Origin of the sequence: Bacillus sp. RC242, assembly GCF_044908245.1 — a bacterium.
Lineage (GTDB): Bacteria > Bacillota > Bacilli > Bacillales > Bacillaceae_G > Bacillus_A > Bacillus_A mycoides.
Genome location: NZ_JBIYCZ010000001.1, coordinates 379678 through 406590, shown reverse-complemented (window position 1 = coordinate 406590; position 26913 = coordinate 379678). Strand labels below are relative to the sequence as shown.

Sequence of the window (26913 nt, the reverse complement as noted above, 5' to 3'; positions counted from 1 at the left end):
AGCTGTATCGTGCAGCTAGTTTTTTGTATATTATTTCTTTTTAATTTTTCCTGACCAAGATTTAAATCCACCTTTTAATTGGTAGAAATCTGTGTAGCCTTGTTTTTTTAAGTATTGAGCTGCACGACCTGTACGGAATCCGCTTTGGCAATATAAATAAACCGGTTGATCTTGGCGGAGTTCTTTGTGGCGAAGGCGAATTTGTGATAATGGAATGTTACGCGCACCTAAAATATGTCCCGCGTTAAATTCATCCGCTTCGCGAATATCGATAAGCTGTGCTTTACGGTAGCCAGCGCGAAATTCATCTTCTGAAAGTGTTTTAATTAATTTTTTCTGATAGAAATACATCCATACAGTGTAGCCGATGAATGCTGCAATTGCGGCTAGTATAATAATCAAGTTTGTTGACACGATTCTATCGCTCCCTTTTTTCTTATCCTACTTTCAATATTATAATGCCCATATGTATTTATGCAACAGATTCATTTGTATATAAGAAGAAATTTCGTATTCTTTCACAAATTTTGTCGAATTTGGTAGACTAGAGAATGTGAAAAATAATTGGTTATATGAGGTGCAGGATGGGAAAAGAAAAATGGTGTTATATTAACTCTGGTCAATGTTCACCAGCATTTAATATGGCGTTAGATGAATGTTTATTAAATTGGCAAAGTGCAAAGAAAATGTCACCAACAATTCGTTTTTATGAATGGGAAGTACCAACATTAACAGTCGGGTATTTCCAGCGTGTTGAAAAAGATATAAATATGGATGTAGTTAACGAAAAGAAATATGGATTCGTTCGTCGTCAAACAGGCGGCAGGGGTGTACTACATGACAAAGAATTAACGTACAGTGTTATTGTGTCTGAAGATCATCCGAATATGCCAAAAACAGTTACAGAAGCATATCGAATTATTTCGCAAGGCTTATTGGACGGTTTTAAGGCATTAGGATTAGAAGCGTATTATGCAGTTCCGAAAACAGAAGCGGATCGTGAGAATTTAAAAAATCCGCGTTCAGGAGTATGTTTTGATGCACCATCTTGGTATGAAATTGTAGTTGAAGGAAGAAAAATCGCGGGTAGTGCTCAAACACGTCAAAAAGGTGTTATCTTACAACACGGTTCTATTCCGTTAGAAATAGATTTAGATGAGTTATACGACCTATTTTTATTCCAAAATGAGCGAGTAAAAGAGCGTATGAAAAACATGTTTTCTTCTAAAGCGGTAGCGATTAATGAATTAACAGACCGTACATTTACGATTGAACAGTTAATTAAAGCGTTTGAAACTGGATTTGAAAAAGGTTTAGATATAGAGCTTGTGCCGTATGAACTAACAGAAGAACAGCTTCATGAAGTTCAAACTTTAGCAAAAGAGAAGTATGAAAGTAATGAATGGAATTATAAAAAATAAGGAGATGGCGACCGCCATCTCCTTATTTTTATAGTAAATTAAGTACTTTTTCTACTTTGATTCCTTTATCTTGTAAAGAACGAAGGCGATTTACAACGTCCATAATTTCTTTGTCGAATGTAACGCTAATACCTTGGCTTTGTAGTTCTTTTTTTAATCCTTCAATAGAATCATCTATGTCGATGCCAAGCTCGTAATCTTGACAAACTTCAATTGTCTTTTTCACAAGTTTAACATAATTTTCTTGTAGTTTTGTATTTGTTTCAGTCAAAGCAGGTTGCTTCGGTTTTGTAGGAGTAACCGGTGCTGTCTCTTGCTTTGTAACTGGAGTAGGTACTGCTTTTTTCACAGGTGCTGGAGTAGATAGTTCTATAGCTGCTTCAACACTTACTGACTTCGGCGTTGGTACCGGAGTAGGTTTAGGTGCAGCAGGTGTTTCTACTCGCGTAATAGGCTTTGGAGCAGGTGTAACTGCTTTTGGAGCTTCTACAACTACTTCTTTTTTCGGAGTAGCTTCTACAACTGTTTCTTCTTGCTCAGCAGCTTCTTTATTTTCTTTGCTCCACATAACGCGTTCAACTTCTAGAGAAACATTATTTTTGTTCATCGCTGTTAATGTAACTTTACCAACCTCAGCGTTCCCAGTGAAATCAACAATTTTATAAATAACACTCTTGTTCCAATCCACGTTTCCGCTCAAAAATAATTCTTCGTTACATTTTGGCGTTAAGCCCTCGATTTTAATTTCTGCGTTTACACCGTTTTCACTATATACCATAATTAGCGAAGCATTTACATCTTCGTCTGCTAACATTAGTTCACGTACCATTTTGCCGGTGCGTACTTGCGTTTTCTTCTTAACTGACATCAAATTTCTCCTCTCAAAAATTCAATAATAATAAAAAAATCGTATAACGAAAAATAATTGCTCACGAAGATTTATGATACCGATAATAAAAGCATCACGTCAACAATTAACTTTAATTATTTTGCATTTTTCTTATTTTCTTTATGAAATTTTTCAATTTGTAAAATTAGACAGAAGAAAAACAGCCGTTTGAAAGGCTGTTAAAATTTAGATGTTTTATATAAAAATTTGTACAGAATATAAAAAGAAAGTGTAACAAGAGCACCTTGCCAAATAGACAAATTATAAAATAAGTATGGTTGTGTTTTAAAAAATACGTTTGAAAAAACTGATAAGATAAAAGGTATAAACACTGATAATAAGAGGAGTGCTTTTTGTTTCCAGGAAACCAGTATTGTAAAAGAAAAACGTCTAAATAACGAAAAAGTTATGAAAGCACCGATTGTTAAAACGATAGCAGATAATATTGTTCCAGGAATACTAAGTGGAATTTCTGAAGTGTTTGTATCTGTAAATAGTTTTTGCATAAGAGTAGTAAATGTATCGTATCCAATTTGAATAGCTAATAATAAACTAACTGCAAATCCAATAACGGTAGCTTGTTGGAAAGAATTTTGATGCTCTGAAGAGTTAATCAATTCGTCGCAGTAAGCTTTTAAATCTTCTCCGAAAATATCATGTGCATTTTTACCATCTTCTTGCGCTTCTAAAAGATGATCCAATATTTCTAAAAGCAATTCTTCCATTTGCTTTTGCGGAACGCTAGTAAAGCGTAGATAAATAAGCATATCACCATAAGCAGCTTCGTTTTCAGGTGTTAATAATTTTCTTTTTTCATTGTTTAACTTAACCATTTCTTTTTCGGTCATAACCTCGTTACTCCTTTTTAAATTCTAAGTATTCTTTTTTGAAGAAAAGTTTATATAGTGCATAGCAAGAGATGGCAAGTAAAGCGCCAATCCAAGGTGAAATTTGCAGAGTAGTATAGGGCTTTTTTATAAATAAAAAGGAAATACCAATTAATAGTATCCATAGGCTATGGCGTATTAAAAAACTTCCTATATGCCTCCAAATAGTTGTTGTGTTTTTAAATAAATCAGTGTTAATAAAATCGAAAACAAAACGTATCATAAGATGTACGGACAAGATAAATACGAGCAGATAAATGAAATCAATGTGTACAAATTTAAAACGTGCTTCATTTGAAAATAAGGGAAATACCAATGCAATTACGGAAGAAATAGCAAAGTATATTGCTAACAGATAACTAGTTATAAATAAAGGAATCGATAATTGTTCCCATAAACTTGGCTTCGGTAGAGCAGCAATTAGCTCGTCACAGTACGCCTGTAAGTCGTCACCAAAAATATCATAAGCACTTTTTTCTTTTTGTTGAGCTTCAATAAGGTGATCAAGAATTTCAATTAGCAGTTCTTCTGCTTGGTACTCTGGCACTTTAGCTAGGCGGATGTATATTAACATGTCACTATAGGTGGTTTCGTTTTCTGCATTTAATAATTTACGCTTTTGATTATTTAATTCGATTAAATCTTTCGCCTTCATCCCCATCACTCCCCCTGTAATAAGTTGTTTACCGTCGTTGAAACCATTCCCCAACTTTTTTTAAATTCTTCAAGTTGTTCTAATCCCTTATCAGTTACGTGATAATATTTTCGCTTCGGTCCAAGAGAGGAAGCCTTTAATGTACCTTCAATAAGTTTCTCTTTTTGCATGCGTAACAATAAAGGATAGATGCTTCCTTCACTTACGAATGTAAAGCCGTGATTATTTAATTTTGTACTTAGTTCATATCCGTACACTTCTTCTTGTGAAATGATATATAGAATGCAACCTTCTAGTACACCTTTTAACATTTGGCTGTGCATGATTTCACCACCTTTTATCCAGGTAACTTGCCTTGCAAGGTAGCTGTTATCCAAATTATAACAGTCAGTAACTTGCAAAGCAAGTTACTGAAGTGGAAAACTTTAATCTGTGTTAATTTTCATGTGCTTCCCATACTAACGAGAGGAGGGAAGCACATGAAACCATTTATGCCAAAACTCGTTTACTTTGAACCGAGGGCACTCGAATATCCGCTTGGAAAAGAGCTTTATGAGAAGTTTACGAAGATGGGATTAGAAATTCGTGAAACGACATCACATAATCAAATTAGAAATTTTCCAGGGGAAAATGAATTGCAAAAGTATCGTAATGCAAAAGCAACACTTGTCGTTGGGGTGAGGAAGACGTTAAAGTTCGATACATCAAAACCTTCAGCTGAATATGCAATCCCGCTTGCAACAGGATGTATGGGGCATTGTCATTATTGTTATTTGCAAACGACACTTGGGAGCAAACCTTACGTAAGGGTGTATGTGAATCTAGATGAAATATTTGAGAAGGCAAAGCAATATATGGATGAAAGGGCCCCTGAAATAACAAGATTTGAAGCGGCGTGTACATCAGACATCGTTGGAATTGATCATTTGACACATGCATTAAAGCGGGCGATAGAGTTTATCGGAGAAAGTGAACATGGACGTTTACGTTTCGTTACGAAATATTCGCATGTTGATCATTTATTAGATGCAAAGCATAATGGGAAAACGCGTTTTCGATTTAGTATTAATTCACGTTATGTGATTAAAAATTTTGAACCAGGGACATCGCCATTTGAAGAGCGAATTGAGGCTGCTCGTAAAGTAGCGGGGGCTAATTATCCTCTTGGCTTTATTGTTGCGCCAATTTATATGCATGAAGGGTGGGAAGAAGGGTACCGTGAATTGTTTGAACGATTGTACAATGAGTTAAAAGACATGACGATACCAAATTTAACGTTCGAATTAATTCAACATCGTTTTACGAAACCAGCCAAAAAAGTCATTCAAGAACGTTATCCGAATACGAAACTTGAAATGGATGAAGAGAAGCGGAAATATAAATGGGGACGATACGGTATTGGGAAATATGTATATCAAAAGGATGATGCAGAAGTATTGGAAGAAACAATACGAGGTTATATATATGAGTATTTTCCCGATGCAGAAATTCAATATTTTACATAAGGGAAATCTGGATTCTTTTTTTGTTTTATATATTTAGGCTCGTTTCCACCTTGTCACGTTATTCTTTCTGGTGTATCATTTTATTGATTGCTTCGTACGGAATAAGCAAAATGAAATTGGATGGAGGAAACCGATGCCTACCCCTAGTATGGAAGATTATATTGAACAAATTTATTTGTTGATTGATGAAAAGGGTTATGCCCGTGTATCTGATATTGCTGAAGCGCTTAGTGTACATCCATCCTCTGTAACAAAAATGGTACAAAAATTAGACAAAGACGAATATCTAATTTATGAAAAATATAGAGGGCTTGTATTAACATCAAAAGGTAAAAAAATCGGAGAACGTCTCGTATATCGTCATGAATTGTTAGAACAGTTTATGCGCATTATCGGTGTGGATGAAAGCAAAATTTATAATGATGTAGAAGGAATTGAACATCATTTAAGTTGGGAATCAATTGACCGTATCGGTGATTTAGTACAATACTTTGAACAAGATGAAGTTCGAGTAGAAACACTTCGTGGTGTTCAAAAAGCAAATGAAGAGAAAAGTAATTAAGGGGAACGTGTGGCGTTTCCTTTTTTATTTCAATCGAAAAGGACGGGAGAATCATGAAAGCGATTATTTTTGATTTTGATGGATTAATTGTGGACACAGAAACAATATGGTTTCACTCTTTCAGAGATGCTGTTCGTGAATACGGCAGCGAGTTACCTTTAGAGGAATTTGCGAAATGTATTGGAACGACAGATGAAGTGCTTTATGCATATTTAAAAGAGCAATTAAAAGAAAAGTTTAATGAGCATACATTAAAGGAAAAAGTAACAACTTTACATAAAGAAAAAATGAAAATACCGAAAGCACGTGACGGGGTAAAAGAATATTTAGAAGAAGCGAAAGAACTTGGATTGAAAATCGCATTAGCCTCTAGTTCATCTAGGGAGTGGGTCGTTCGTTTTTTAGAAGAGCTACAAATTAGAGATTATTTTGAAGTGATTAAAACGCGAGAAGATGTAGAGAAGGTAAAACCAGATCCAGCTCTTTATAAAGTTGCGATAGAAGAATTAGGAATTGAACCATCAGAAGCTGTTGTATTTGAAGATTCATTAAATGGATTGAAAGCAGCGGTGGCAGCAGGATTAAAATGTGTCGTCGTACCTAATGATGTGACAAGAAATTTACAATTTGAAAACCATCACCTTCGTATCGAAAGTATGAAAGATAAAAGTTTGAAAGAAGTACTTCAACATATAAAGTGAAACTTTAATCAGTCGGGGCTTTTCTCATCCCCACTGATTATTTGCCCATACTAATTGAGATAAAAAAGACCGTATTTCCTAAAAGGAAGCACGGTCTTTCTTTTTGTTTTTTTTACCTTCAATGACAGTTAAATGAGATTGTTTTCTTTTTCTTTTCAACGATGGAGAATTACCCTTTTTCCCCTTGTCATCAGAAGCATTTCGTTTCAAGAAAGAATTACTTAGGGGTGCTACATTTTGTTTCCCGTGTTTGCGGTTCGATTGTTTCGCTGCACGCTTATATGAGCTTTGCGAATTTGCAGAACCACTAGAGTTTGTAAACATTTTGTAGAGTAAGTAAAAGATACCGACGACAGCTAACATGATACCAATGTTTTTCAATACTTCCATTGGATTTGTAATAACAGATGAAACAAGGCCGAATATTGCTAATCCGATAATAAGCACAAATATAGCGAATGTAAACGAACGACCGTTCATAAGGGACACCTCCTAAAAACATATATTAAAATTAGTATATTAACGATGAGGAAAGGAGTTGAACACCATTTTTAAATAATTATTGTTTGTTTTCTAAACGTAATAATTCTTCAAACGATGCGATTGCAACTTCCGCTTGATCATCTGTTGGTTCTTTCGTTGTTAATAGTTGCAGCCATAATCCTGGATATCCAAGTACTCGCAAAACAGGGACATCTCGTAATCGATTGGTAAATTGTAATACTTCAAAAGAAATGCCGAGAACAACTGGAATTAATAAAATTCTGTTTACTACCCTTGCCCAAAGTGGATCTGTAGGAACTAGGAAATAAACAAACATTCCAATAATGACTGTAAATATTATAAAGCTACTGCCACAGCGATAATGGAGGCGAGTTTGCTTTTGAACATTTTCTACAGTCAGTGGAAGGTTATTCTCGTAAGCATTGATTACTTTATGTTCCGCACCGTGGTACTGAAATACCCGCTTAATAAGTGGGGTTAAAGAAATGAAGTATATATAGCTCAATAATAGCATGAGCTTAATGACACTTTCGACAATGATTTGCCCTGTATGAGATGGGAAAATCGGTCTCGTTAATTCAGCTAAAAGTGCAGGAACTGCTGTGAAAATTACTTTACCGAATATGAACGATAAAACGCCAACTGCTGCAACTCCTAATACCATCGTTAATTTTGATTGTTCTTCTTTTTTATTTGCAAGTTGTTCATCTTCTTCTGGGTGGACATCAAATCGTTCTGAAGCAAAGTTTAAATGTTTCGCTCCATTCGCACTTGCATCCACAATAGCGGCAATACCTCGTAAAAATGGAATTTTCTTTAGTAGAGATAATGCTTTATTACGAACGCGTGGTAAACGATAAAATTCAATCGATTTATCTTTACGACGAACCGCTGTAACAGTATATTCTCTACCGCCAAACATAACTCCTTCTATGACTGCCTGCCCGCCATATATTTGTTTTGACTCTTCTGCCATGTTAACACCAACCTGTATTTGTTTCTCTCTTATGTAGAAAAAGAGGCAATTGTCATACTTGGTTTTGTCATCTTGAAATAAGACAATCACCGAGTTTCCTTTATTTTATCGACAAATACAGGCAGATGACAAGGGAAAATGTTACGAGAGTCGGACATTTCTTATTCTTTTTATAGACAAATTTTGCAGGATTTAAACATGCCTCAAAATAGTTTCGGGCATACTAGTGAGCGGAGGTGTCAATGTGAATCAAGAACAATCAACAATAAGAAACTTTGTACAAATTGGTTTATTTGGTGGCTTATTTTGGGGAGGTATATGGTATTTCCTTCATATATTCTCATTTACAGAAGCTGGACCTAACTATTTACTTTTACCGTTTGCATTTGGAGATTGGAAAGAAGGGGTTTGGGGAAATGTACTAGGTATCGTTTGTATGGGACTTCTTTCAATTTTAGTGGCATTTCTCTATAAAGCCCTTTTTAAAAAGTTTGAAGGAGTATTCCCTGGCGTACTATACGGTTTGTTTTGGTGGGCATTATTATTTTTGGGGATGGGGCTAATGGCACCTGTTATTAAAAGTGCACTCCATTTACCGAAAGAAACAATTGTAACGACAATATGTATCTTTATATTATATGGTGTTTTTATTTCGTATTCTGTAGCATTCGAATCGAATAATACAAATAGAGGAGAAGGGGTCGAGAAGACAAACTATTCAAATAAGTGATTCCTATGTTAAAATGTCGTATAGACATTTTTTAATATTAAGGAGTTTTAAGAAAATGAAAAAGTTACTCCTCGTAAATGGTCCTAACCTAAATCGCCTTGGCGTTAGGGAAGTAAATGTATACGGAAAAGGAACGTTAGCGACGCTTGAAACAGATATGAAACACGAAGCAGAGAAAATGGGAGTGGAGTTAGAATGTTTCCAATCGAATCATGAAGGTGCTATTATCGATCGTCTTCATGAGGCTGAAGATATATATGAAGGGATCATTTTAAATCCTGGAGCATTTACGCATTATAGCTATGCGATTCGAGATGCAATTGCGAGCATTTCGATTCCTGTTATTGAAGTACATATTTCTAACATTCACCAGCGTGAATCGTTCCGTCACGAATCTGTGACGGCGGCTGTTTGTGCGGGACAAATTGTTGGATTTGGTTTTTATGGCTATAAGTTAGCGTTATTTGCATTAATGGAGAAATTGAGGGAGGCATAAAGTAATGGAAAAGATCGAGAGATTAAGAAGTGCGTTTGATGAGGCTGGTATTGACGGTATCGTATTAACGAATGAACATAGCCGTAGATATATGGCGAATTTCACAGGAACAGCTGGTGTTGTACTAATTTCAAAAGAGCGTGCTCTATTTATTACAGATTTCCGTTATGTAGAGCAAGCTAGTAAGCAAGCGGTTGGATACGAAATAGTGCAGCATGCAGGATTAATTCTTGATGAAGTTGCGAAACAAGTTAAAGAACTTGGAATTCAAAAGCTAGGATTTGAGCAAGATACTCTTACATATAGCTCTTACGTAACGCATAATGAAGCGATCGAAGCTGAATTCATCCCAACTTCTGGGCTTGTAGAAAAGTTACGCTTGATAAAGACTGATTCAGAGATTAAGATATTAAAGGAAGCTGCACAGATTGCAGATGCTGCCTTTGAGCATATTCTATCATTCATTCGCCCGGGAGTATCTGAAATTGAAGTGTCAAATGAACTTGAATTTTTCATGAGAAAACAAGGAGCAACATCTTCTTCGTTTGATATTATCGTTGCTTCAGGTCTTCGTTCGGCATTACCGCACGGCGTGGCATCTGAAAAAGTGATAGAAAAAGGAGATTTCGTTACATTAGACTTCGGCGCTTATTACAAAGGATATTGCTCTGATATTACTCGTACGATTGCAGTCGGTGAACCATCTGATAAATTAAAAGAAATTTATAATATTGTTTTAGAAGCACAACTACGTGGTGTGAACGGTATTAAAGCTGGTTTAACGGGTCGTGAGGCTGATGCATTAACGCGTGATTACATAACGGAAAAAGGATATGGTGAATACTTCGGACACTCTACTGGTCATGGAATCGGTCTTGAAATCCATGAAGCACCAGGTTTAGCGTTCCGTTCTGATACAGTACTTGAACCAGGTATGGCTGTAACAGTAGAACCAGGTATTTATATTCCAGGTGTTGGCGGGGTACGTATTGAAGATGATATCATTGTAACAAGTGAAGGTAATGAAGTAATAACGAAATCACCAAAAGAACTTATTATTTTGTAATACACAGGAGGATTTTTTTACATGATTTCAGTAAACGATTTTCGTACAGGTTTAACAATTTCAGTGGACAATGCCCTTTGGCAAGTAATGGATTTCCAACACGTAAAGCCAGGTAAAGGTGCTGCATTCGTTCGCTCTAAACTACGTAACCTTCGCACAGGATCTGTTCAAGAGAAAACATTCCGTGCAGGTGAAAAAGTAGAAAAAGCACACATCGAAAACCGTCGTATGCAATACTTATACGCGAGCGGTGAGTCTCACGTATTTATGGATAACGAAACTTATGAGCAAATCGAACTTGGTGAAAACCAAATCGAGCGCGAATTAAAATTCTTAAAAGAAAACATGGGAGTATCTATTATGACATACCAAGATGAAATACTTGGTGTTGAACTTCCGAACACAGTTGAATTAAAAGTTGCAGAAACAGAGCCTGGTATTAAAGGTGACACAGCTTCTAACGTAACAAAACCAGCTAAATTAGAAACTGGTCTTGTTGTACAAGTACCAATCTTCATTAACGAAGGCGAAATGCTTATCATCAACACTGGTGAAGGTAAATACGTTTCTCGTGCATAGTAGAAAAGCACTCGTGATTATCACGAGTGCTTTTTTTATAGGAAATAGGGCAGATAGTAAATTGCAGTTATAGCAAAACTAACTGTGACGAGTGAAAGGGTACCCATAATATATGGAGTCAAAACAATTTGAAACGGGCGTATTTCACCAGTTTCAATACCGGTAAAAGTTTTATTCGTTGCATGATCCATATTGTTATTTCTAAAGGTACTCATAATAATTAACCACGTAATTGCAAATATTGCTAGACTGCCAAGGAAAAAGCTCTCCATAAATGACCAGCCGACCATTTTTGAAAAAAGATAAATAATAGCTAATTCTACTACAATTGTTAAACTAATTTTCAATCCTTTCATATTTTCCCCCCTCATTTTGTACTTCCAACCAATTTGAAAATTTTTCGCATGATACAACATGCAGTACGCAAGGTGATTTTACTTCTTTCTCCAAAGCAGCGTGTATGTCTGGAAATTGTTTTTCCACATGTAATGAAATGTAAGGTAGTTTCTCTTGTGCTTTTAAAGAGCGAATGTTATTCGTTTTAGCACCGGCAAATACGTATGTAAGTTGCAAGTCTAAAAAAGCGATTTTAAAGATCTCTTTTTTAGCAGATTCGTTATATCCTCTTCCCCAATATTGATAGCCGAGCCAACTTCCAATATGTGAGTGCTTTTGTTCGTAATTAATATGTTTAAGTGTCGTGAGGCCAATTATTTCATTTTCCTCACTTACAATCACTCTTGATAAGGAGTGCTTTTTTCGTTCCTCTTCAATTGCAAAAAGAATGAATGTTTTTGTATCTTCCACTGATTCTACTTTTAGCCCTAATGCATTTTTTACATGTGGATTGCTTGATAGCTCAAAAAGCACATTTGCATATCGTAAATCGAGTGGTAATAAAGTAACTTGCTTCATCATCTATGCTCCTTTTCTATTAAATATACCATAAAATAATTAGAATATTCAGCTTTCTATTAAGTCGATAGAGAAAAATTATGTTTTTACTTCTGAAATAGACAACCTCTGCATATGGTTGTACAAATATATTCTTTTTCAGAATAAGGAAGTAGTAACTGTTATGGGAGAAGGTGGGAGAATGAAACAGTGGCTAGCGGCAATGGAAACATCCGTGCTTGTTATGGGGTTACTTCGGTTGTTTTCAGGAAGCGCGGAAATATTCGCCGCTTTGCTTATGCTTTACGTGAATGATGCGAAGAAAGCATTGTTTATAAATGGTATGTTGGCGTTTGTTGGACCGACCGTATTAATTTTAACAATGACAATTGGCATAGCGAGTGTAGCAAGTGAGATTTCTTTCTTGAAACTCTTTTTTCTAGCACTTGGAATTGGCTGCATTTTTATCGCGTTGTTGAAATAGTAAGTCGAGTATAGTGGGGAGAAGCTTATGAAAGAAGTATTAGAAGTTTTACCGAAAACGATGAAACAGTTAGTTGAAGGTTGTAAGCAATACGATACTCTAGAGGAAATTCGCGTTCGAATTGGAAGGCCACTAGAGTGTATCGCACATGGAGAAGTGTTTTTCTATGACTATATCGCTACAGCGGAAGATGCAATCCATTTATTGAATAAATTAAGTCAATTCTCAATTTATACGATGGAAGAGGAATTGAAACGTGGATATGCGACACTACGAGGAGGACATAGAATTGGCCTAGCAGGAAAAGTCATTACAGAAAAAAGTGCAGTGAAAATGATTCGGGATGTCTCTTCTTTTAATATTCGTATTGCCCGTCAAAAAATAGGGATTGCTGAGCCGCTTCTGCCATATCTTTATGAATCGCGATGGTTAAACACGATGGTAATTGGGCCACCGCAAACGGGGAAAACAACACTTTTAAGAGATGTAGCACGCTGTATGAGTCAAGGTGTAAGTGCTTCGAAAATCCCTTCATGTAAAGTGGGAATTGTTGATGAACGATCAGAAATTGCGGGCTGTGTGAAAGGAATCCCGCAATATGACTTTGGCACGCGAGTAGATGTATTAGACGCTTGTCCAAAAGCTGAAGGAATGATGATGATGATCCGTTCTATGAGCCCAGACATATTAATCGTAGATGAAATTGGACGTAAAGAAGATAGTGAAGCAATTATGGAGGCGGTGCATGCCGGCGTTCAGCTTTTTATAAGTGCACATGGATTTTCTTATGATGATGTTGTGAAACGTCCATCGTTACAGGCGGTGCTGGAACTTGGTGTATTTGATCGGTTTGTGGAATTGTCAAAAGCGAGAGGGCCAGGAACGGTTATGCAAGTGAAAGATAAATATGGAAAATCAGTATTACCTCATAGAAAGGCTCAAGGCGTATGGTGAAAATATTTGGTGCGGTATTAATAGTTGCTGTTAGCACTTTTTTCGGATTTTCATACGCTAAAAGGTACAGTGAGAGACCGCGGCAACTTAGGTTATTGAAGGCAGCATTGCAATCATTAGAAGCTGAAATTATGTATGGACACACGCCGTTATCTGAGGCTGCAGAGCGTTTAGTCAAACAAATGCCGAAGCCGTTAAATTGGATATTTCAAAGCTTTTCGAAACGGCTAGAGGACGGGGAGCAAACAGTTAGAGAAGCTTGGATTGATAGTTTGAAGGAGAACTGGACGTTAACGGCGTTTAAACAAACCGAGTATGAAATCTTACAACAATTTGGTGAAACACTTGGACAACATGATCGTGAATCACAGCAAAAACATATTCGCTTATGTATTACACATTTGGAGAGAGAAGAAGGAGAAGCGAAAGCATTACAACTACAATATGAAAAAATGATAAAGAGTTTAGGGGTACTAGCAGGGCTACTTATCGTAATTTTACTGCTATAGGGGGGAGAAAGGCGATGTCCATTGATGTTGGATTAATATTTCAAATCGCCGGAATCGGCATTGTTTTAGCTTTCATTCATACTGTACTAAAAGAATTAAAGCGAGAGGATATTGCAAATTGGGTTATCCTTGTCGGTTTTGTCGTTATTTTGTTTCATGTTGCATTTTTAATTAATACTCTATTCGACAAGATTAAAAGTGTCTTTCTCTTCCAGTAAAGGAGGCGGTTCGAATCGAAATTATACAAATTGTCGGATTAGGCCTCGTTGCTACATTTTTAGCTGCTGTTTTAAATCAGCATAAGTCTAGTATTACATCGTTATTTATTGTGTTCATTGGTAGCATGATGTTTCTTCTCTTAATCGATCAAATTCATTCTATTTTACAAATGATTGAGAGAGTGGCGAGTGAAGCGAAGGTTAGCAACGTATATGTAGAAACGTTATTGAAAATTATAGGGATTGCTTATATCGCTGAGTTTGGTGCGCAAATTACAAAGGATGCTGGTCAAGGTGCAATCGCTTCGAAAATTGAATTAGCTGGGAAAATCTTAATTCTCGTCATGGCAATTCCTATTTTGACGGTTGTAATTGAAACAATTCTCGGTTTTTTACCTACGGGATAAGGGGGAGTGAATGTTGAGGAAGTTTGGAGCTAAGCTATTATTTGCTTGCTTCCTTTTCTTTTCTTTACCGATTGTTGTACAAGCTTCTCCTATAGAAACAAACGTCGTTGATCAACAATTGGATAAGCTCGGAATTGAAGATGTGAAGCAATTTTGGGACGGGCTTGTTACAAAGTATGGAGGCTATTTACCAGAGAGTCAAAAAGGAAGCTTTATGGAGTTTGTAAAGGGAGAAAAAGAGTTCTCCATAAAAGAGTGGATGATAGGTCTACTAAAATATTTATTTCATGAGCTTGTTGCAAATGGAAAGTTACTTGGAACGCTCATTATGCTCACGATTTTCAGTGCATTGTTGCAATCGTTACAATCTGCTTTTTCAAAGAGTAGCGTGAGTAAAATCGCTGATGCAGTCGTATACATGGTACTTATTATTTTCGCTTTAAATAGTTTTTATGTCGTTATGACATATGCAAGAGAGACGATACAAACAATGGTAGATTTTATACTAGCGTTATTACCAATTTTACTTGCACTCGTAGCAACAGGAGGCGGTGTTGTTTCTGTATCATTTTTTCATCCAATCATCATTTTCTTAATGAATACGAGTGGGCTTCTTATGAACTATATCGTTCTACCACTTTTATTACTTGCAACTATATTAAGTATTGTAAGCACGATGAGTGATCAATATAAAGTTACGAAATTGTCCAAGCTTTTGCAAAACGTTAGTGTTGGGATTATTGGTATCTTTTTGACGGTTTTTTTAGGCGTATTATCTGTACAGGGAACAGCGTCAGCCGTTGCTGATGGTATAGCTGTGAAAACGGCTAAATTTGTAACAGGAAACTTCATTCCTGTAGTAGGAAGGATGTTTACTGAGGCGGCGGATACTGTTATTAGTGCATCTGGATTATTAAAAAACACAGTAGGAATTATCGGGCTCGTTATTTTATGCTTAATTGTCGCTTTCCCAGCGATTCAAATTTTTTGTATCGCGTTTATTTATAAATTCGCAGCAGCAGTATTGCAACCAGTAGGCGGAGGAGCAATTATTCAATGTTTAGATATCATTGGACGAAGTATCATTTACGTATTTGCTTGCTTAGCTATCGTATCATTTATGTTCTTTTTAAGTATCACAATTATTATTGCTGCCGGGAACATTACTCTCATGATGCGGTAGGAGGTGAAGAGTATGCAATTTGTTACAGAGTGGATTAGAAATATTATCGTTTTTTTACTCTTAGCGACAATGCTTCATCTTATTCTTCCAAATTCAAATTTGCAAAAGTACGTTAAATTCGTTGTAAGTCTATTGTTAGTCGTATTAATTTTAACGCCTCTATTTAAGTTGTTACAAACAGATGTAAATGAAGTTATCGCAAATTTCAATGAAGAAAAGTACGTAGCAGATGGATCTGTAAAAAATTCGATAGATTCGAAGAAAAAAGAAATACAAGCTCTAACACGTGCATATAGTTTAGAAGAGATGGCTACCAAAATGAAAAAAGACGTAGGAAAAGAGTTTGAGAAAAAGTATGGTATGACAGTCTCTGAAATACAAATAGTCGCAGTGGAACATGCAGAAGAAGTAAAGTCAGCGAAAGATATTCAATCTGTTGTTGTGACGTTGAAAGAAAAAGAACGTAGTAAAAATGATGCAATCGAAACAGTAAAGCCCATTGAAATTAATATGAAAGAACCTCCAAAAAAAATAGAAGAAACGAATGTAGAAATGAAAGATTTCTTTTCAAGCAGGTGGCAACTAGAGGATAAACAAATCCAAGTTCAGATGGAAGGGAGGACAGGTAGCGTAAATGGACAATAAAGATAAAAATTCGAGGTTCTCATTTTTTCGAAACCTATTAAATGGGGATGGAAAAGAAAGTAATGAGAAGGGGAAAAAGGTAACACCTAAGTTTTTGCTTGTCCTACTCATACTTGGGATTGCGCTTATGTTTTCTAGTAATTTCTTATCACCTAAAAAAGAAGAAGTGCCTGTGTTTAAAGAAAAGACAAGTCAAAGCCAAGATAAAGATGTACCAACTTTCGGTCAAAAAAACAATGATAATATGTCAAATGTAGAAAAATACGAAAAAGCGTATGAACAAGAATTGAAAACTTCTTTAGAAGAGATAGCCGGAGTAAAAGATGTAACTATTAAAGTGAACTTAGATTCATCTGAAGAAAAAATACTCGAGAAAAATACAGTAAAACGTTCACAAACGACAGGTGAAACTGATAAAGCAGGCGGGAAAAGGGAAGTAGAAGACGAGTCTCTTGATGAAAAGACAGTCATTATACGTGAAGGTGATAAAGAAACTCCAATTGTTTTGCGAACAGAGAAACCGAAAGTACGAGGTGTTCTGGTCGTAGCAAAGGGAGTGGATAATATACAAATAAAAGCAATGGTAAAAGAAGCTGTGACGCGATTATTAGATGTACCAGCTCATCGCGTTTCAGTATCACCGAAAAATTGATAGGGAGGAAATAAAGTGTTAAAAAAACAAACGGTTTGGCTATTAACGATGTTAAGTTTAGTGGTTGTACTATCTGTTTATTACGTAACAACTCCTGATAAAATGAATACAGCAGCACCGGCAACGGGTGAAAAGATGGGACAAGAAAAGCAAGGTGTTGATAAAGCAGTTACAAAAGAAACAACGAAAGAAACTACAAATAAAGAGACAACAAAAGAAAATACAAGCAAGGAAACTACAAATAAAGAAACAGACAAAAAAGAGAATGACAAAAAAGAAACAAGTAAAAAAGAGGCTAGCGTAACAGTTCAATCAAGCGATGAGAATTTTACAGCGCTACGTATGCAAATGGAAGATCAGCGTAGTGTAGAGAAAGAAAAGTTACAAAATGTAATGAAGTCATCAAAATCTTCAGCAGAAGAAAAGAGTAAAGCGAAAGATAATCTTGATGCCATCACTACGATGGAAACGAAGCAACAATTACTTGAGACAGTGATTAAATCTCAAGGTGGATATAAAGATGCTCTTGTAAGAGCTGATGGAACGGACATTAAAGTAACAGTTAAATCGGCAAAGCATTCACAAAAAGAAGCGAATAAAATTATTCAGCTTGTAAGAAGTGAAGGTGGTCCAAAAGATGTAGGTGTGAAATTTGATCCATCAGTAAAATAAATTGAAATTATAATAGGTGTTGCTGCTTCAAATTAGATAAAAGAATAATAGAAAAAAGCTATCGTTTTCGATAGCTTTTTTCTATTTCATCTTTGCAGTTGTATTTAGTATTTTCAATTGGAAACGGGGAAATACGCTGTGAGTAAAAGATTAATGGTTCGTGATGATGGTGATTAGTTTTTCCAGATTTGACGTGAATGAAGAGGACCAATGTCCAAATCACTACGGCAGGCAAGAACAGGATGAGCCATATCATATGTCCGCACCTCACTACAATAAATTTGCTACACTTTGAACATACTATTCTTTTATGAAGGAAGAATGAACGGCGCGTAAACAAAAAAATAATATTTGGTAAAAATATGTTTTTTTACCGTAGATAAAATGAAGAATTCTGAGGGAATTACGTTTTTACACTTTGCAGTTTTGAAAAAGTAAAGAATGTTTTTTAGGAAGTGGTCTTGCCAATTTTGTGTGAAACTTGGTATTATTACTAGGTAATAATTTTTTGGTGGAATAATATTTTTACAGGAGTTTCGATTTATAATAAAGAAATATAAATTGGAATGTTTAAAAAATTTAGCGTAAGATGGGAATAGTAAATATTTCTATTAGTAAATGTCATAGGAATAAATTTTCTAATAGAATACATCGTATTTTTACAGTAAATCAGTTTGATGCCAATCTGTAAAAACGGGACAAACAAGAGTATGGGAGTGGATTTTACATGTTTAAAATTCAAGAAGTTCGTGAATTAATTAAATTAATTGATAGCTCTAATATTGATGAATTTGAATACAAAAAAGACGGTACAGCAATCAAAATGAAAAAACGTGGTAATGAAGTTGTTGCTGTGCAAGCACCGGTAACGAAACAGGTAGTACAACCAGCAGCATCTGTTGAAGTAGAAACAACAGTAGCGGCAGCGCAAGTAGAAGTGCAAAAACAAGAAGAGAAGAAAGTTGTTCAAGATGAAAACCTACATAAAATCACATCACCGATGGTAGGGACATTTTATTCCTCTTCTTCGCCTGATACACCTCAATATGTAAGTGTTGGGGACAGAGTATCGAAAGATTCTATCGTATGTATTGTTGAAGCTATGAAATTATTTAACGAAATTGACGCAGATGTAGAGGGCGAAATTGTTGAAATTCTTGTTAATAACGGACAGCTTGTTGAGTATGGACAACCGCTATTTCTTGTAAAAGCGTAATAAGGGAGTCTTTGTGATGATAAAAAAAGTATTAATAGCCAATCGTGGGGAAATTGCTGTACGAATTATTCGTGCTTGTAAAGAAATGGATATTGAAACAGTTGCAATTTATTCAGAAGCAGACAAAGAGTCACTTCATGTGCAAATTGCAGATGAAGCGTATTGTGTTGGACCAACGATTTCAAAAGAAAGCTATTTAAATTTGACGAACATTATTAGTGTTGCGAAATTAACAGGTTGTGATGCAATTCATCCGGGATATGGATTTTTAGCAGAGAATGCAGATTTTGCAGAATTATGCCGTGAGTGTAACTTGATTTTTATCGGTCCAAGCCCAGAAGCCATTTCAAAGATGGGCACAAAAGACGTTGCACGTGATACAATGAAAGAAGCAGGGGTTCCGATTGTACCAGGTTCACAAGGGATTATTAAAAATACCGAAGAAGCGATCGAGCTTGCTAATCAACTTGGATATCCAGTTATCATTAAAGCGACTGCAGGTGGCGGCGGAAAAGGTATTCGTGTTGCGCGCCATGAAGAAGAGCTTGTAAAAGGAATTCAAATTACACAGCAAGAAGCCAGTACCGCTTTTGGGAACCCTGGTGTATACTTGGAGAAGTACGTTGAAGATTTCCGCCATGTTGAGATTCAAATAATGGCAGATACACATGGAAATGCCATTCATTTAGGAGAGCGTGATTGTACAATTCAGCGCCGTCTGCAAAAACTATTAGAAGAAAGTCCATCACCTGCACTTGATGAGAATATTCGCAAGCAAATGGGTGACGCAGCAGTTAAAGCGGCGGTAGCGGTTGATTATACAGGTGCTGGTACGGTTGAGTTTATTTATGAATATAAAACGAAAAGCTTTTATTTCATGGAGATGAATACGAGAATCCAAGTTGAACATCCAGTTACTGAAATGGTAACAGGGATGGATTTAATTAAAGAACAAATTCTTGTTGCTTCTGGAGAAAAGTTATCGTTACAGCAAGAAGAAGTACAATTTAATGGTTGGGCAATGGAATGTCGAATTAATGCGGAAAACCCTGCCAAAAAATTTATGCCATCTCCAGGTAAAGTAGAAATGTACTTACCACCAGGCGGATTTGGTATTCGCGTCGATTCAGCTGTATATCCGGGATATTCAATACCACCTTTCTATGATTCGATGGTTGCTAAATTAATTGTTCACGGAAAAACACGTGAAGAGGCAATTGCAAAAATGAAGCGAGCGCTCAGTGAGTTTGTCATTGAAGGCGTACATACAACAATCCCGTTCCATTTGCAATTGCTAGAGCATCCTGATTTTGTAAAAGGTGAGTTTAACACGAAATTTTTGGAAGAGCATGAACTTGTGACGCAGTGATACATTAAAGGAGGTTTTTTTCATGGCTGAACATATGTTAGATATGGGTCAAGATACAACTCTTGGAAAAGTAGAAATTGCACCAGAAGTAATCGAAGTAATTGCAGGTATTGCAGCTGCTGAAGTAGAAGGTGTAGCGGCAATGCGTGGTAATTTTGCTACAGATGTTGTTGAGAAGTTAGGTAAGAAAAATCATGGTAAAGGTGTAAAGGTTGAATTAGCAAACGAAGATATTATTGTTGACCTTTATGTTGTGATGTATTTTGGTGTAGCGATTCCGGTTGTTGCACAAAAAATTCAAGACAATATTCGCCAAGCACTCTTTACAATGACAGGACTTGAGCCAAAAGAAGTGAACGTTCACATCGTTGGCGTAACATTCGAAACACAAAAAACAGAAATCGAACCAGTGTAAGAGTGGAAAAAGGTGCCTAGTAAAATAGGCATCTTTTTTATCGTTTCATTTCTTCACAAATTAAAACCCTCTAATTATTATACTATTTCAAAAAAAAAGAAAAATAAAACGGTATGTTTCATTTTTCCAAAAAACGTACATTGTGATAAGATATGGAACTTGAAGTTAATCTTTTTATTATTTTTCAGCCTTGTACCCCGTGTGTGAAACGATAAATTGTGTTATTATCATTGTATTATAAGGTTGGAAAATCAATGAAAACTGCAAGAGTAAGTGAATTGACGGCTTATAAATTATAATAATATAACAAAACATAAGGAAAGACTTGAAGTATAAAGGAGAGTTACAATGAAACGTAGGACGGCTAGAGAAAGAGCAATGCAAGCATTATACCAAATGGATATTACAGGTGAATTAGAACCGAAAGTAGCGGTGGAAAATACGCTAGATGAAGGCGAAGAAACAAATGAGTTTCTAGAATCACTTGTTGTAGGATTTGTAGACAACAAAGAAGAGATTGACGCAGCAATTCGTCAAAATTTAAAAAAGTGGAAGCTTGAGCGTATTAGTATTGTTGATCGCAGTATTTTACGTGTAGCTGTGTGTGAGATGAAATACATGGAAGAAATTCCGCACAATGTAACAATTAACGAAGCAATTGAAATCGCAAAAACATTTGGGGATGAGGAATCTCGTCGTTTTATTAACGGCGTTTTATCTAATATAAAAGATACACTGTAATTTCTTTAAGGGGGAAACTTAAAATGGTAGCAGTAATCATCAAAGGAAATGAAGTTGCGGAGAAAAAACGAGCACAATTAAAAGAAAAAGTTGTGAAGTTAAAAGAGCAAGGGATTGTACCAGGATTAGCAGTTATTTTAGTTGGAGAAGATCCAGCATCTCGTTCTTATGTAAAAGGAAAAGAAAAAGGCTGTGAGCAAGTAGGAATCTATTCAGAGCTAATAGAACTTCCTGAAACGATTACTGAGGAGCGTTTGCTTGCTGAAATCGATCGCTTAAATGGAGACGACCGCATTAATGGCATATTGGTACAATTACCTTTACCAAAACATATTGAAGAAAAAGCTATCATTGAAAGAATTTCACCGGAAAAGGATGTAGATGGATTTCACCCAATCAGCGTAGGACGTATGATGACGGGACAAGACACATTCCTTCCATGTACACCGCATGGCATTTTAGAATTAGTAAAAGAAACGAATCTTGATATTTCTGGAAAGCATGTTGTTGTAATTGGAAGAAGTAATATTGTTGGTAAACCAGTGGGGCAACTGTTTTTAAATGAAAATGCAACTGTCACATATTGTCATTCTAAGACGCAAAATATAAAAGAATTATCGAAGTTAGCTGATATTTTAATCGTAGCCGTTGGACGACCGAAAATGGTAACAGCTGACTATATTAAAGAGGGTGCGGTTGTAATTGATGTTGGTGTTAACCGTTTAGAAACAGGCAAACTTTGTGGTGATGTTGATTTTGACAATGTATTAGACGTTGCAGGTTACATTACGCCTGTGCCAAAAGGAGTCGGCCCAATGACTATTACAATGCTTCTTCACAACACTGTGGAGTCTGCAAAGCGTGCAGGTGTTGTTTGTCAATAATTTGAATCGGCTATGAGGAGAGAGAAATGGAGAAACAATATTTAACCGTTACAGCGTTAACACGCTATATTAAAACAAAAATAGAGTATGATCCGCATTTACAGTCTGTTTGGTTAAAAGGAGAAATTTCCAACTTTAAATATCATAGTCGTGGTCATATGTATTTTACATTGAAAGATGAAAATGCAAGAATTGCAGCGGTTATGTTTGCGGGTCATAATCGTAACATTAAATTCAGACCGGAAAATGGAATGAAAGTACTTGTAAAAGGAAAGATTTCTGTTTACGAGGCGAGTGGTTCTTATCAAATTTATATTCAAGACATGCAGCCTGACGGAATTGGAAACTTGCATTTAGCTTATGAGCAATTAAAAGTTCGTTTAGAGGAAGAGGGCTTGTTTTCTCAAGTTTATAAAAAAATAATTCCTCCGTATGCTAAAACAATAGGTGTAATCACGTCGCCAACAGGAGCAGCAATTCGCGATATTATAACAACAATTAAACGTCGTTATCCAATTGGAAATGTTATTGTGTTTCCTGTACTTGTACAAGGGGAGTCAGCAGCTCCCTCGATTGTACAAGCAATTCGTACAGCGAATGAAATGGGAGATATTGATGTTTTAATTGTTGGACGTGGTGGAGGCTCTATTGAAGAATTATGGGCCTTTAATGAGGAAGTAGTTGCAAGAGAAATTTTCACAAGTGAGATTCCGATTATTTCGGCTGTAGGCCATGAAACAGATTTTACAATCGCAGATTTTGTCGCGGATTTACGTGCACCAACACCGACTGCAGCAGCTGAGCTGGCGGTACCTAATACTATAGAGTTACAAGAAAAGGTATTACAAAGAACTCTGAGATTGCAAAGAGCAATGAGAGAGAGAGTACATAAAAAAGAAGAAAAACTGCAAGTGTTACAAAAATCTTATGCGTTCCGTTATCCAAGGCAAGTGTACGAGCAAAAAGAAGAGCAGTTAGACAGGGCTCTTGAACAACTTGTTTTAGCGAAAGAGCGTTATATAGATAAAAAAGTAAATCAATTAAAGCAACTTTCATTTTATTTAGAAAAGCACCACCCATCTCAAAAAATTATACAAACGAAAACGGCAATTGAAACGTTGCAAAAGCAGTTGCAACGTGAAATGCAAACATTACTTCAAACGAAGGAGTTCGTATTTGTGAGAGCGGCTCAAAAGCTTGAGGTATTAAGCCCGCTTAAAGTAATGATGAGAGGGTATGGGCTTGTATACGATGAAGAGAAACAAGTATTAAAAAGCGTGAAAGATGTTAGCCTTGGAGATGCTGTTTCGGTTCAATTACAAGATGGAATACTAGATTGTAGTGTATCAAGCATAGAGGAGCGTGAATTGAATAATGGAAAATAAGTTAAGCTTTGAAGAAGCAATTTCGCAGCTTGAGCATCTCGTTTCTAAGCTTGAACAAGGTGATGTACCTTTAGAGGAAGCAATTTCTTATTTTAAGGAAGGCATGGAATTATCTAAGCTTTGTGATGAGAAATTGAAAGATGTACAAGAACAAATGGCAGTTATCCTTGGGGAAGATGGAGAGCTTAAACCGTTTACTGCTTTAGGAGATGAAGCATAGTGACACATATAGCTTTTGATGCTTTTTTGAAAGAGAGTAAAACTTTCGTAGAAGAAAAGCTTGTTAGCTATGCAAATGAATTACAATGTCCAAATGTGCTTCGTGAAGCGATGGCATATTCTTTGGAAGCGGGTGGGAAACGTCTCCGCCCGTTACTTTTATTTGCAACGTTACAAGCGTTTGGGAAAGAAAGAAATCTTGGAGTGGGTGCAGCTTGTGCCCTTGAAATGATTCATACATATTCGTTAATTCATGATGATTTACCTTGTATGGATGATGATGATCTAAGACGAGGAAAGCCTACAAATCATAAAGTATTTGGTGAAGCAATGGCAGTTTTAGCGGGAGATGGTTTGTTGACATATGCTTTTCAAGTTATTATGGCATATGAGCAAAAAGAAATCTCTGCTGAAAAAAAAGTAAGACTTGTACTTGAGCTTGCGAAAGCAGCAGGACCTGAAGGAATGGTTGCTGGACAAGTGGCAGATATGGAAGCTGAAGGAAAACGACTTACAATTAATGAATTAGAGTACATTCATAATCATAAGACAGGTAAACTGCTTGAGTTTGCTGTACTTGCAGGCGCGATACTTTCTGATGCTACAGAAGAGCAAGAAGAGAAGTTACTTGCATTTGCGAAATATATCGGTCTAGCTTTCCAAATTAGAGATGATATTTTGGATGTAGAAGGAACAGAAGAAGAGATTGGAAAACCGATTGGTAGTGATGCTTCCAACGAGAAGAGCACATATACGACGTTATTTACTGTAGATAGAGCAAAATCTATTTTAGAGGAGAAAATTGCAAAAGCAAAAGATTCTATTAGCTCCTTACAATTACAAGATGAATATTTACTATCTATTTGTGATTTAATCGCAAAACGTAATAACTAATATAACAGCGTTTCCATTTGTTGAGTCATTCATCATTTTATGATATAAATGTAGGAAAAGGTTTTTCTTTTCTTGTTATTGGCAAAAATATATGTAGATTACATTGCCGTTATCACTTCGTGTTAGCGGCTATTTTTTTCATCACGTAAAGAAATATGATGTATAATATGATAAGTGAAAAAATGGAAGTGTTTTCTGAAAGCAGGACAAGATAAAAAGAATAGAAAAGATAATTTCTTGTGTTGTGTAAATGTTTCTTATAATATTTGACATGTTGACAGATTATGAAATGAAAGTGAGTGATCCATGTGGATCTAACGCAAATTCAAAACCCTAGTTTTTTGAAAGATATGTCTATCAGTGAACTAGAGGGGTTGAGTGAGGATATTCGTAAGTTTTTAATTGAAGAGCTCTCTCAAACAGGTGGACATATTGCACCTAATTTAGGTGTAGTAGAACTCACAATTGCTCTGCATAAATTATTTGATAGTCCGAAAGATAAGTTTTTATGGGACGTAGGACATCAATCCTATGTACATAAAATTTTAACAGGGCGTGCGAAAGAATTCGGCACATTAAGGCAATACCAAGGTCTATGTGGTTTTCCAAAACGCTGTGAGAGTGAGCATGATGTTTGGGAAACTGGTCATAGTTCAACGTCGTTATCTGCTGCAATGGGAATGGCTCTAGCACGTGATTTAAAGAAAACGGAAGAATACGTTATACCAATCATTGGCGATGGTGCATTAACAGGCGGAATGGCTTTAGAGGCATTGAACCACATTGGGCATGAAAAAACGGACATGATTGTTATTTTGAATGACAATGAAATGTCAATTGCACCAAACGTCGGTGCACTTCATAATGTACTTGGTCGTTTACGTACCGCAGGGAAGTACCATTGGGTAAAAGATGAACTAGAGTATATATTGAAGAAAATCCCAGCAGTCGGTGGGAAAGTTGCTGCGACAGCAGAGAAAATAAAAGATAGTCTAAAATATTTACTAGTATCAGGCGTCTTTTTTGAAGAATTAGGCTTTACATATTTAGGTCCGGTCGATGGGCATGATTATGAAAAGTTATTCGAAACGTTGCAATATGCAAAGAAAACAAAAGGCCCAGTACTTGTTCATGTTATTACGAAAAAAGGAAAAGGTTATAAACCAGCTGAAAGTGACGTTATTGGAACTTGGCATGGAACAGGATCGTATAAAATTGAGTCAGGTGACTTCGTTAAACCGAAAGAAGTTGCACCAGCATGGAGTGCTGTTGTTAGTGAAACAGTGCTTAAGCTAGCGAGAACGGATGAACGTATCGTTGCAATTACGCCTGCAATGCCTGTTGGATCGAAACTTGAGAAATTCCAAAAAGAATTTCCGGATCGCATGATTGATGTAGGTATTGCAGAGCAGCATGCTACAACAATGGCAGCTGGTATGGCAACACAAGGGATGAAGCCGTTCTTAGCAATTTATTCAACATTTTTACAAAGAGCATATGACCAAGTTGTTCATGATATTTGTCGCCAGAATTTAAACGTTTTTATTGGAATAGATCGCTCTGGATTAGTAGGAGCAGACGGTGAAACGCATCAAGGTGTATTTGACATCGCGTTTTTACGTCACTTGCCGAATATGGTGCTTATGATGCCGAAAGATGAAAATGAAGGTCAACATTTAGTATATACAGCGATGCAATACGAAGATGGGCCGATTGCTTTACGTTATGCACGCGGAAATGGACTTGGCGTTCAAATGGATGAAGAATTAAAGGCGATTCCAATCGGTACATGGGAAACGTTAAAAGAAGGCACACAAGCAGCAATTTTAACGTTTGGTACGACAATCCCGATGGCAATGGAAGCAGCTGAGCGTCTTGAACAAGCTGGAATATCAGTGAAAGTAGTGAATGCTCGCTTTATTAAGCCGATGGACGAAGCATATTTACATGAGCTTTTAGGGAAAAATATACCGATTTTAACGATTGAAGAGGCTTGTTTAATCGGTGGCTTTGGAACGGGAGTAGTTGAATTTGCTTCTGAGAACGGATACCATAGTGCTTTAATTGAACGAATGGGTATTCCTGATCGCTTCATAGAGCATGGTAGTGTAACAAAACTGTTAGAAGAAATTGGTTTAACAACAGATGCTGTTGTAGACCGTATTCATACAATGATTCCATCAAAACAAAAAAGGGCGTAA

36 protein-coding genes are annotated in these 26913 nt (G+C 36.2%); 26 read left to right on the top strand and 10 right to left on the bottom strand.

Going from position 1 to position 26913, the window contains the following annotated elements; genetic code table 11:
* Nucleotides 1–30: 30 nt before the first annotated feature.
* Complete coding sequence (locus tag ABH957_RS02200; RefSeq protein WP_002015038.1) at nucleotides 31–414, bottom strand: rhodanese-like domain-containing protein; 384 nt, start codon at nucleotides 412–414, stop codon at nucleotides 31–33.
* A gap of 170 nt (nucleotides 415–584) precedes the next feature.
* Here ABH957_RS02200 and ABH957_RS02195 point away from each other — a divergent pair, with 170 nt between their 5' ends.
* Nucleotides 585–1421 carry a lipoate--protein ligase family protein gene (locus ABH957_RS02195; RefSeq protein WP_269480969.1) on the top strand — a complete coding sequence of 279 codons (837 nt, stop codon included), beginning with the start codon at nucleotides 585–587 and terminating at the stop codon, nucleotides 1419–1421.
* A gap of 28 nt (nucleotides 1422–1449) precedes the next feature.
* Here ABH957_RS02195 and ABH957_RS02190 read toward each other — a convergent pair whose 3' ends face one another.
* From ABH957_RS02190 to ABH957_RS02175, 4 genes are all read right to left on the bottom strand, one after another.
* Nucleotides 1450–2289, bottom strand: coding sequence for a hypothetical protein (locus tag ABH957_RS02190; RefSeq protein WP_002138306.1), 840 nt, complete (start codon nucleotides 2287–2289; stop codon nucleotides 1450–1452).
* Between the two features lie 200 nt (nucleotides 2290–2489).
* Nucleotides 2490–3158 carry a DUF1048 domain-containing protein gene (locus tag ABH957_RS02185; RefSeq protein WP_372488340.1) on the bottom strand — a complete coding sequence of 223 codons (669 nt, stop codon included), beginning with the start codon at nucleotides 3156–3158 and terminating at the stop codon, nucleotides 2490–2492.
* Nucleotides 3159–3165: 7 nt separating this feature from the next.
* The gene (locus ABH957_RS02180; RefSeq protein WP_372488342.1) at nucleotides 3166–3852 is read right to left on the bottom strand and encodes a DUF1129 family protein; all 687 of its coding nucleotides are present in this window, start codon (nucleotides 3850–3852) and stop codon (nucleotides 3166–3168) included.
* A gap of 5 nt (nucleotides 3853–3857) precedes the next feature.
* Nucleotides 3858–4175, bottom strand: a complete 318-nt coding sequence (locus tag ABH957_RS02175; protein ID WP_372488344.1) for a PadR family transcriptional regulator — start codon at nucleotides 4173–4175, stop codon at nucleotides 3858–3860.
* A gap of 156 nt (nucleotides 4176–4331) precedes the next feature.
* Here ABH957_RS02175 and splB point away from each other — a divergent pair, with 156 nt between their 5' ends.
* The 3 genes from splB (at nucleotide 4332) to ABH957_RS02160 (ending at nucleotide 6620) form a co-directional block, all read left to right on the top strand.
* Complete coding sequence (gene splB, locus ABH957_RS02170; RefSeq protein WP_002067092.1) at nucleotides 4332–5357, top strand: spore photoproduct lyase; 1026 nt, start codon at nucleotides 4332–4334, stop codon at nucleotides 5355–5357.
* A 133-nt stretch (nucleotides 5358–5490) separates the two neighbouring features.
* Entirely contained in the window at nucleotides 5491–5919 is a 429-nt protein-coding gene (mntR, locus tag ABH957_RS02165) for a transcriptional regulator MntR (protein ID WP_001143080.1), read from the top strand.
* A 53-nt stretch (nucleotides 5920–5972) separates the two neighbouring features.
* Entirely contained in the window at nucleotides 5973–6620 is a 648-nt protein-coding gene (locus ABH957_RS02160; RefSeq protein ID WP_050000317.1) for an HAD family hydrolase, read from the top strand.
* Between the two features lie 78 nt (nucleotides 6621–6698).
* On the opposite strand, the gene ABH957_RS02155 is transcribed toward ABH957_RS02160, so the two are convergent.
* Together ABH957_RS02155 and ABH957_RS02150 are read right to left on the bottom strand one after the other, a co-directional pair.
* A complete protein-coding gene (locus tag ABH957_RS02155; RefSeq protein WP_002015046.1) occupies nucleotides 6699–7100 on the bottom strand; it encodes an SA1362 family protein in 402 nt (133 codons plus the stop codon).
* A 79-nt stretch (nucleotides 7101–7179) separates the two neighbouring features.
* Nucleotides 7180–8100: a DUF1385 domain-containing protein gene (locus tag ABH957_RS02150; protein ID WP_002015047.1), complete on the bottom strand. Its 921-nt coding sequence runs from the start codon at nucleotides 8098–8100 to the stop codon at nucleotides 7180–7182.
* A gap of 244 nt (nucleotides 8101–8344) precedes the next feature.
* Between ABH957_RS02150 and ABH957_RS02145 the strand changes: the two genes are divergently transcribed.
* Genes ABH957_RS02145 through efp form a run of 4 tightly spaced genes read left to right on the top strand, consistent with a single transcriptional unit; the run spans nucleotide 8345 to nucleotide 10971 of the window.
* Nucleotides 8345–8830, top strand: coding sequence for a YqhR family membrane protein (locus ABH957_RS02145; RefSeq protein WP_002015048.1), 486 nt, complete (start codon nucleotides 8345–8347; stop codon nucleotides 8828–8830).
* A 55-nt stretch (nucleotides 8831–8885) separates the two neighbouring features.
* On the top strand, nucleotides 8886–9326 hold the full coding sequence (gene aroQ, locus ABH957_RS02140) for a type II 3-dehydroquinate dehydratase (protein WP_002015049.1): 441 nt from the start codon (nucleotides 8886–8888) through the stop codon (nucleotides 9324–9326).
* A gap of 4 nt (nucleotides 9327–9330) precedes the next feature.
* Complete coding sequence (pepQ, locus tag ABH957_RS02135; protein ID WP_002015050.1) at nucleotides 9331–10392, top strand: Xaa-Pro dipeptidase; 1062 nt, start codon at nucleotides 9331–9333, stop codon at nucleotides 10390–10392.
* 21 nt (nucleotides 10393–10413) lie between these two features.
* The gene (efp, locus tag ABH957_RS02130) at nucleotides 10414–10971 is read left to right on the top strand and encodes an elongation factor P (protein ID WP_002129052.1); all 558 of its coding nucleotides are present in this window, start codon (nucleotides 10414–10416) and stop codon (nucleotides 10969–10971) included.
* A 35-nt stretch (nucleotides 10972–11006) separates the two neighbouring features.
* Here the strand turns inward: efp and ABH957_RS02125 are convergent, their stop codons facing one another.
* Both ABH957_RS02125 and ABH957_RS02120 read right to left on the bottom strand, forming a co-directional pair.
* Nucleotides 11007–11327: a hypothetical protein gene (locus ABH957_RS02125; RefSeq protein WP_002129051.1), complete on the bottom strand. Its 321-nt coding sequence runs from the start codon at nucleotides 11325–11327 to the stop codon at nucleotides 11007–11009.
* Nucleotides 11308–11889, bottom strand: a complete 582-nt coding sequence (locus tag ABH957_RS02120) for a GNAT family N-acetyltransferase (protein WP_404445327.1) — start codon at nucleotides 11887–11889, stop codon at nucleotides 11308–11310. Before ABH957_RS02120 ends, ABH957_RS02125 begins: the two co-directional genes overlap by 20 nt.
* A 178-nt stretch (nucleotides 11890–12067) precedes the next feature.
* Between ABH957_RS02120 and ABH957_RS02115 the strand changes: the two genes are divergently transcribed.
* The 9 genes from ABH957_RS02115 to ABH957_RS02075 are packed head-to-tail and all read left to right on the top strand — an operon-like array spanning nucleotide 12068 to nucleotide 17589.
* On the top strand, nucleotides 12068–12349 hold the full coding sequence (locus ABH957_RS02115; RefSeq protein ID WP_000816054.1) for a YqhV family protein: 282 nt from the start codon (nucleotides 12068–12070) through the stop codon (nucleotides 12347–12349).
* A 27-nt stretch (nucleotides 12350–12376) separates the two neighbouring features.
* On the top strand, nucleotides 12377–13303 hold the full coding sequence (spoIIIAA, locus tag ABH957_RS02110; RefSeq protein WP_404454005.1) for a stage III sporulation protein AA: 927 nt from the start codon (nucleotides 12377–12379) through the stop codon (nucleotides 13301–13303).
* Nucleotides 13297–13812 carry a stage III sporulation protein SpoIIIAB gene (spoIIIAB, locus tag ABH957_RS02105; RefSeq protein ID WP_002088574.1) on the top strand — a complete coding sequence of 172 codons (516 nt, stop codon included), beginning with the start codon at nucleotides 13297–13299 and terminating at the stop codon, nucleotides 13810–13812. The genes spoIIIAA and spoIIIAB overlap by 7 nt, the downstream gene beginning before the upstream one ends.
* Before the next feature lie 14 nt (nucleotides 13813–13826).
* Nucleotides 13827–14030 (top strand): stage III sporulation protein AC, encoded by a 204-nt coding sequence (gene spoIIIAC / locus ABH957_RS02100; RefSeq protein WP_000020914.1) that lies wholly within the window; start codon nucleotides 13827–13829, stop codon nucleotides 14028–14030.
* A 23-nt stretch (nucleotides 14031–14053) separates the two neighbouring features.
* On the top strand, nucleotides 14054–14437 hold the full coding sequence (gene spoIIIAD / locus ABH957_RS02095; protein WP_078172833.1) for a stage III sporulation protein AD: 384 nt from the start codon (nucleotides 14054–14056) through the stop codon (nucleotides 14435–14437).
* Between the two features lie 10 nt (nucleotides 14438–14447).
* Entirely contained in the window at nucleotides 14448–15620 is a 1173-nt protein-coding gene (gene spoIIIAE, locus ABH957_RS02090) for a stage III sporulation protein AE (RefSeq protein ID WP_002067101.1), read from the top strand.
* Nucleotides 15621–15632: 12 nt separating this feature from the next.
* Nucleotides 15633–16265 (top strand): stage III sporulation protein AF, encoded by a 633-nt coding sequence (spoIIIAF, locus tag ABH957_RS02085; RefSeq protein ID WP_002015059.1) that lies wholly within the window; start codon nucleotides 15633–15635, stop codon nucleotides 16263–16265.
* Nucleotides 16255–16917, top strand: a complete 663-nt coding sequence (gene spoIIIAG, locus ABH957_RS02080; protein ID WP_404445313.1) for a stage III sporulation protein AG — start codon at nucleotides 16255–16257, stop codon at nucleotides 16915–16917. The genes spoIIIAF and spoIIIAG overlap by 11 nt, the downstream gene beginning before the upstream one ends.
* A 15-nt stretch (nucleotides 16918–16932) precedes the next feature.
* Nucleotides 16933–17589 carry a SpoIIIAH-like family protein gene (locus ABH957_RS02075; RefSeq protein WP_002067104.1) on the top strand — a complete coding sequence of 219 codons (657 nt, stop codon included), beginning with the start codon at nucleotides 16933–16935 and terminating at the stop codon, nucleotides 17587–17589.
* 58 nt (nucleotides 17590–17647) lie between these two features.
* On the opposite strand, the gene ABH957_RS02070 is transcribed toward ABH957_RS02075, so the two are convergent.
* Nucleotides 17648–17845: a hypothetical protein gene (locus ABH957_RS02070; protein ID WP_012261697.1), complete on the bottom strand. Its 198-nt coding sequence runs from the start codon at nucleotides 17843–17845 to the stop codon at nucleotides 17648–17650.
* A gap of 471 nt (nucleotides 17846–18316) precedes the next feature.
* Here ABH957_RS02070 and accB point away from each other — a divergent pair, with 471 nt between their 5' ends.
* From accB to dxs, 9 genes are all read left to right on the top strand, one after another.
* Nucleotides 18317–18805 (top strand): acetyl-CoA carboxylase biotin carboxyl carrier protein, encoded by a 489-nt coding sequence (accB, locus tag ABH957_RS02065; RefSeq protein WP_002067078.1) that lies wholly within the window; start codon nucleotides 18317–18319, stop codon nucleotides 18803–18805.
* Nucleotides 18806–18821: 16 nt separating this feature from the next.
* Nucleotides 18822–20174, top strand: a complete 1353-nt coding sequence (gene accC / locus ABH957_RS02060; RefSeq protein WP_002067079.1) for an acetyl-CoA carboxylase biotin carboxylase subunit — start codon at nucleotides 18822–18824, stop codon at nucleotides 20172–20174.
* Between the two features lie 22 nt (nucleotides 20175–20196).
* A complete protein-coding gene (locus ABH957_RS02055) occupies nucleotides 20197–20589 on the top strand; it encodes an Asp23/Gls24 family envelope stress response protein (RefSeq protein WP_000807630.1) in 393 nt (130 codons plus the stop codon).
* A gap of 348 nt (nucleotides 20590–20937) precedes the next feature.
* On the top strand, nucleotides 20938–21330 hold the full coding sequence (gene nusB, locus ABH957_RS02050; protein ID WP_002067080.1) for a N utilization substance protein NusB: 393 nt from the start codon (nucleotides 20938–20940) through the stop codon (nucleotides 21328–21330).
* A gap of 23 nt (nucleotides 21331–21353) precedes the next feature.
* Nucleotides 21354–22214 carry a bifunctional methylenetetrahydrofolate dehydrogenase/methenyltetrahydrofolate cyclohydrolase FolD gene (folD, locus tag ABH957_RS02045; protein WP_002067081.1) on the top strand — a complete coding sequence of 287 codons (861 nt, stop codon included), beginning with the start codon at nucleotides 21354–21356 and terminating at the stop codon, nucleotides 22212–22214.
* A 26-nt stretch (nucleotides 22215–22240) separates the two neighbouring features.
* On the top strand, nucleotides 22241–23599 hold the full coding sequence (gene xseA / locus ABH957_RS02040) for an exodeoxyribonuclease VII large subunit (RefSeq protein ID WP_002015068.1): 1359 nt from the start codon (nucleotides 22241–22243) through the stop codon (nucleotides 23597–23599).
* On the top strand, nucleotides 23589–23819 hold the full coding sequence (xseB, locus tag ABH957_RS02035; RefSeq protein WP_000428422.1) for an exodeoxyribonuclease VII small subunit: 231 nt from the start codon (nucleotides 23589–23591) through the stop codon (nucleotides 23817–23819). Before xseA ends, xseB begins: the two co-directional genes overlap by 11 nt.
* Nucleotides 23819–24712 carry a (2E,6E)-farnesyl diphosphate synthase gene (gene ispA / locus ABH957_RS02030; RefSeq protein WP_002015072.1) on the top strand — a complete coding sequence of 298 codons (894 nt, stop codon included), beginning with the start codon at nucleotides 23819–23821 and terminating at the stop codon, nucleotides 24710–24712. Before xseB ends, ispA begins: the two co-directional genes overlap by 1 nt.
* A gap of 308 nt (nucleotides 24713–25020) precedes the next feature.
* Nucleotides 25021–26913, top strand: coding sequence for a 1-deoxy-D-xylulose-5-phosphate synthase (gene dxs / locus ABH957_RS02025; RefSeq protein ID WP_002129043.1), 1893 nt, complete (start codon nucleotides 25021–25023; stop codon nucleotides 26911–26913).

Bases quoted from the DNA above. Each gene is read 5' to 3' on its own strand.
- pepQ (WP_002015050.1), top strand. From the start codon at position 9,331: ATGGAAAAGATCGAGAGATTAAGAAGTGCGTTTGATGAGGCTGGTATT.
- spoIIIAE (WP_002067101.1), top strand. From the start codon at position 14,448: ATGTTGAGGAAGTTTGGAGCTAAGCTATTATTTGCTTGCTTCCTTTTC.
- ABH957_RS02190 (WP_002138306.1), bottom strand. From the start codon at position 2,289: ATGTCAGTTAAGAAGAAAACGCAAGTACGCACCGGCAAAATGGTACGT.
- xseB (WP_000428422.1), top strand. From the start codon at position 23,589: ATGGAAAATAAGTTAAGCTTTGAAGAAGCAATTTCGCAGCTTGAGCAT.
- spoIIIAA (WP_404454005.1), top strand. From the start codon at position 12,377: ATGAAAGAAGTATTAGAAGTTTTACCGAAAACGATGAAACAGTTAGTT.
- mntR (WP_001143080.1), top strand. From the start codon at position 5,491: ATGCCTACCCCTAGTATGGAAGATTATATTGAACAAATTTATTTGTTG.
- ABH957_RS02195 (WP_269480969.1), top strand. From the start codon at position 585: ATGGGAAAAGAAAAATGGTGTTATATTAACTCTGGTCAATGTTCACCA.
- spoIIIAC (WP_000020914.1), top strand. From the start codon at position 13,827: ATGTCCATTGATGTTGGATTAATATTTCAAATCGCCGGAATCGGCATT.
- efp (WP_002129052.1), top strand. From the start codon at position 10,414: ATGATTTCAGTAAACGATTTTCGTACAGGTTTAACAATTTCAGTGGAC.
- xseA (WP_002015068.1), top strand. From the start codon at position 22,241: ATGGAGAAACAATATTTAACCGTTACAGCGTTAACACGCTATATTAAA.
- accC (WP_002067079.1), top strand. From the start codon at position 18,822: ATGATAAAAAAAGTATTAATAGCCAATCGTGGGGAAATTGCTGTACGA.
- ABH957_RS02175 (WP_372488344.1), bottom strand. From the start codon at position 4,175: ATGCACAGCCAAATGTTAAAAGGTGTACTAGAAGGTTGCATTCTATAT.
- ABH957_RS02055 (WP_000807630.1), top strand. From the start codon at position 20,197: ATGGCTGAACATATGTTAGATATGGGTCAAGATACAACTCTTGGAAAA.
- splB (WP_002067092.1), top strand. From the start codon at position 4,332: ATGAAACCATTTATGCCAAAACTCGTTTACTTTGAACCGAGGGCACTC.
- ABH957_RS02150 (WP_002015047.1), bottom strand. From the start codon at position 8,100: ATGGCAGAAGAGTCAAAACAAATATATGGCGGGCAGGCAGTCATAGAA.
- ABH957_RS02120 (WP_404445327.1), bottom strand. From the start codon at position 11,889: ATGATGAAGCAAGTTACTTTATTACCACTCGATTTACGATATGCAAAT.
- folD (WP_002067081.1), top strand. From the start codon at position 21,354: ATGGTAGCAGTAATCATCAAAGGAAATGAAGTTGCGGAGAAAAAACGA.
- ABH957_RS02155 (WP_002015046.1), bottom strand. From the start codon at position 7,100: ATGAACGGTCGTTCGTTTACATTCGCTATATTTGTGCTTATTATCGGA.
- ABH957_RS02115 (WP_000816054.1), top strand. From the start codon at position 12,068: ATGAAACAGTGGCTAGCGGCAATGGAAACATCCGTGCTTGTTATGGGG.
- ABH957_RS02070 (WP_012261697.1), bottom strand. From the start codon at position 17,845: ATGATATGGCTCATCCTGTTCTTGCCTGCCGTAGTGATTTGGACATTG.
- spoIIIAG (WP_404445313.1), top strand. From the start codon at position 16,255: ATGGACAATAAAGATAAAAATTCGAGGTTCTCATTTTTTCGAAACCTA.
- aroQ (WP_002015049.1), top strand. From the start codon at position 8,886: ATGAAAAAGTTACTCCTCGTAAATGGTCCTAACCTAAATCGCCTTGGC.
- nusB (WP_002067080.1), top strand. From the start codon at position 20,938: ATGAAACGTAGGACGGCTAGAGAAAGAGCAATGCAAGCATTATACCAA.
- spoIIIAB (WP_002088574.1), top strand. From the start codon at position 13,297: ATGGTGAAAATATTTGGTGCGGTATTAATAGTTGCTGTTAGCACTTTT.
- ABH957_RS02160 (WP_050000317.1), top strand. From the start codon at position 5,973: ATGAAAGCGATTATTTTTGATTTTGATGGATTAATTGTGGACACAGAA.
- ABH957_RS02180 (WP_372488342.1), bottom strand. From the start codon at position 3,852: ATGAAGGCGAAAGATTTAATCGAATTAAATAATCAAAAGCGTAAATTA.
- ABH957_RS02125 (WP_002129051.1), bottom strand. From the start codon at position 11,327: ATGAAAGGATTGAAAATTAGTTTAACAATTGTAGTAGAATTAGCTATT.
- spoIIIAF (WP_002015059.1), top strand. From the start codon at position 15,633: ATGCAATTTGTTACAGAGTGGATTAGAAATATTATCGTTTTTTTACTC.
- accB (WP_002067078.1), top strand. From the start codon at position 18,317: ATGTTTAAAATTCAAGAAGTTCGTGAATTAATTAAATTAATTGATAGC.
- ABH957_RS02185 (WP_372488340.1), bottom strand. From the start codon at position 3,158: ATGACCGAAAAAGAAATGGTTAAGTTAAACAATGAAAAAAGAAAATTA.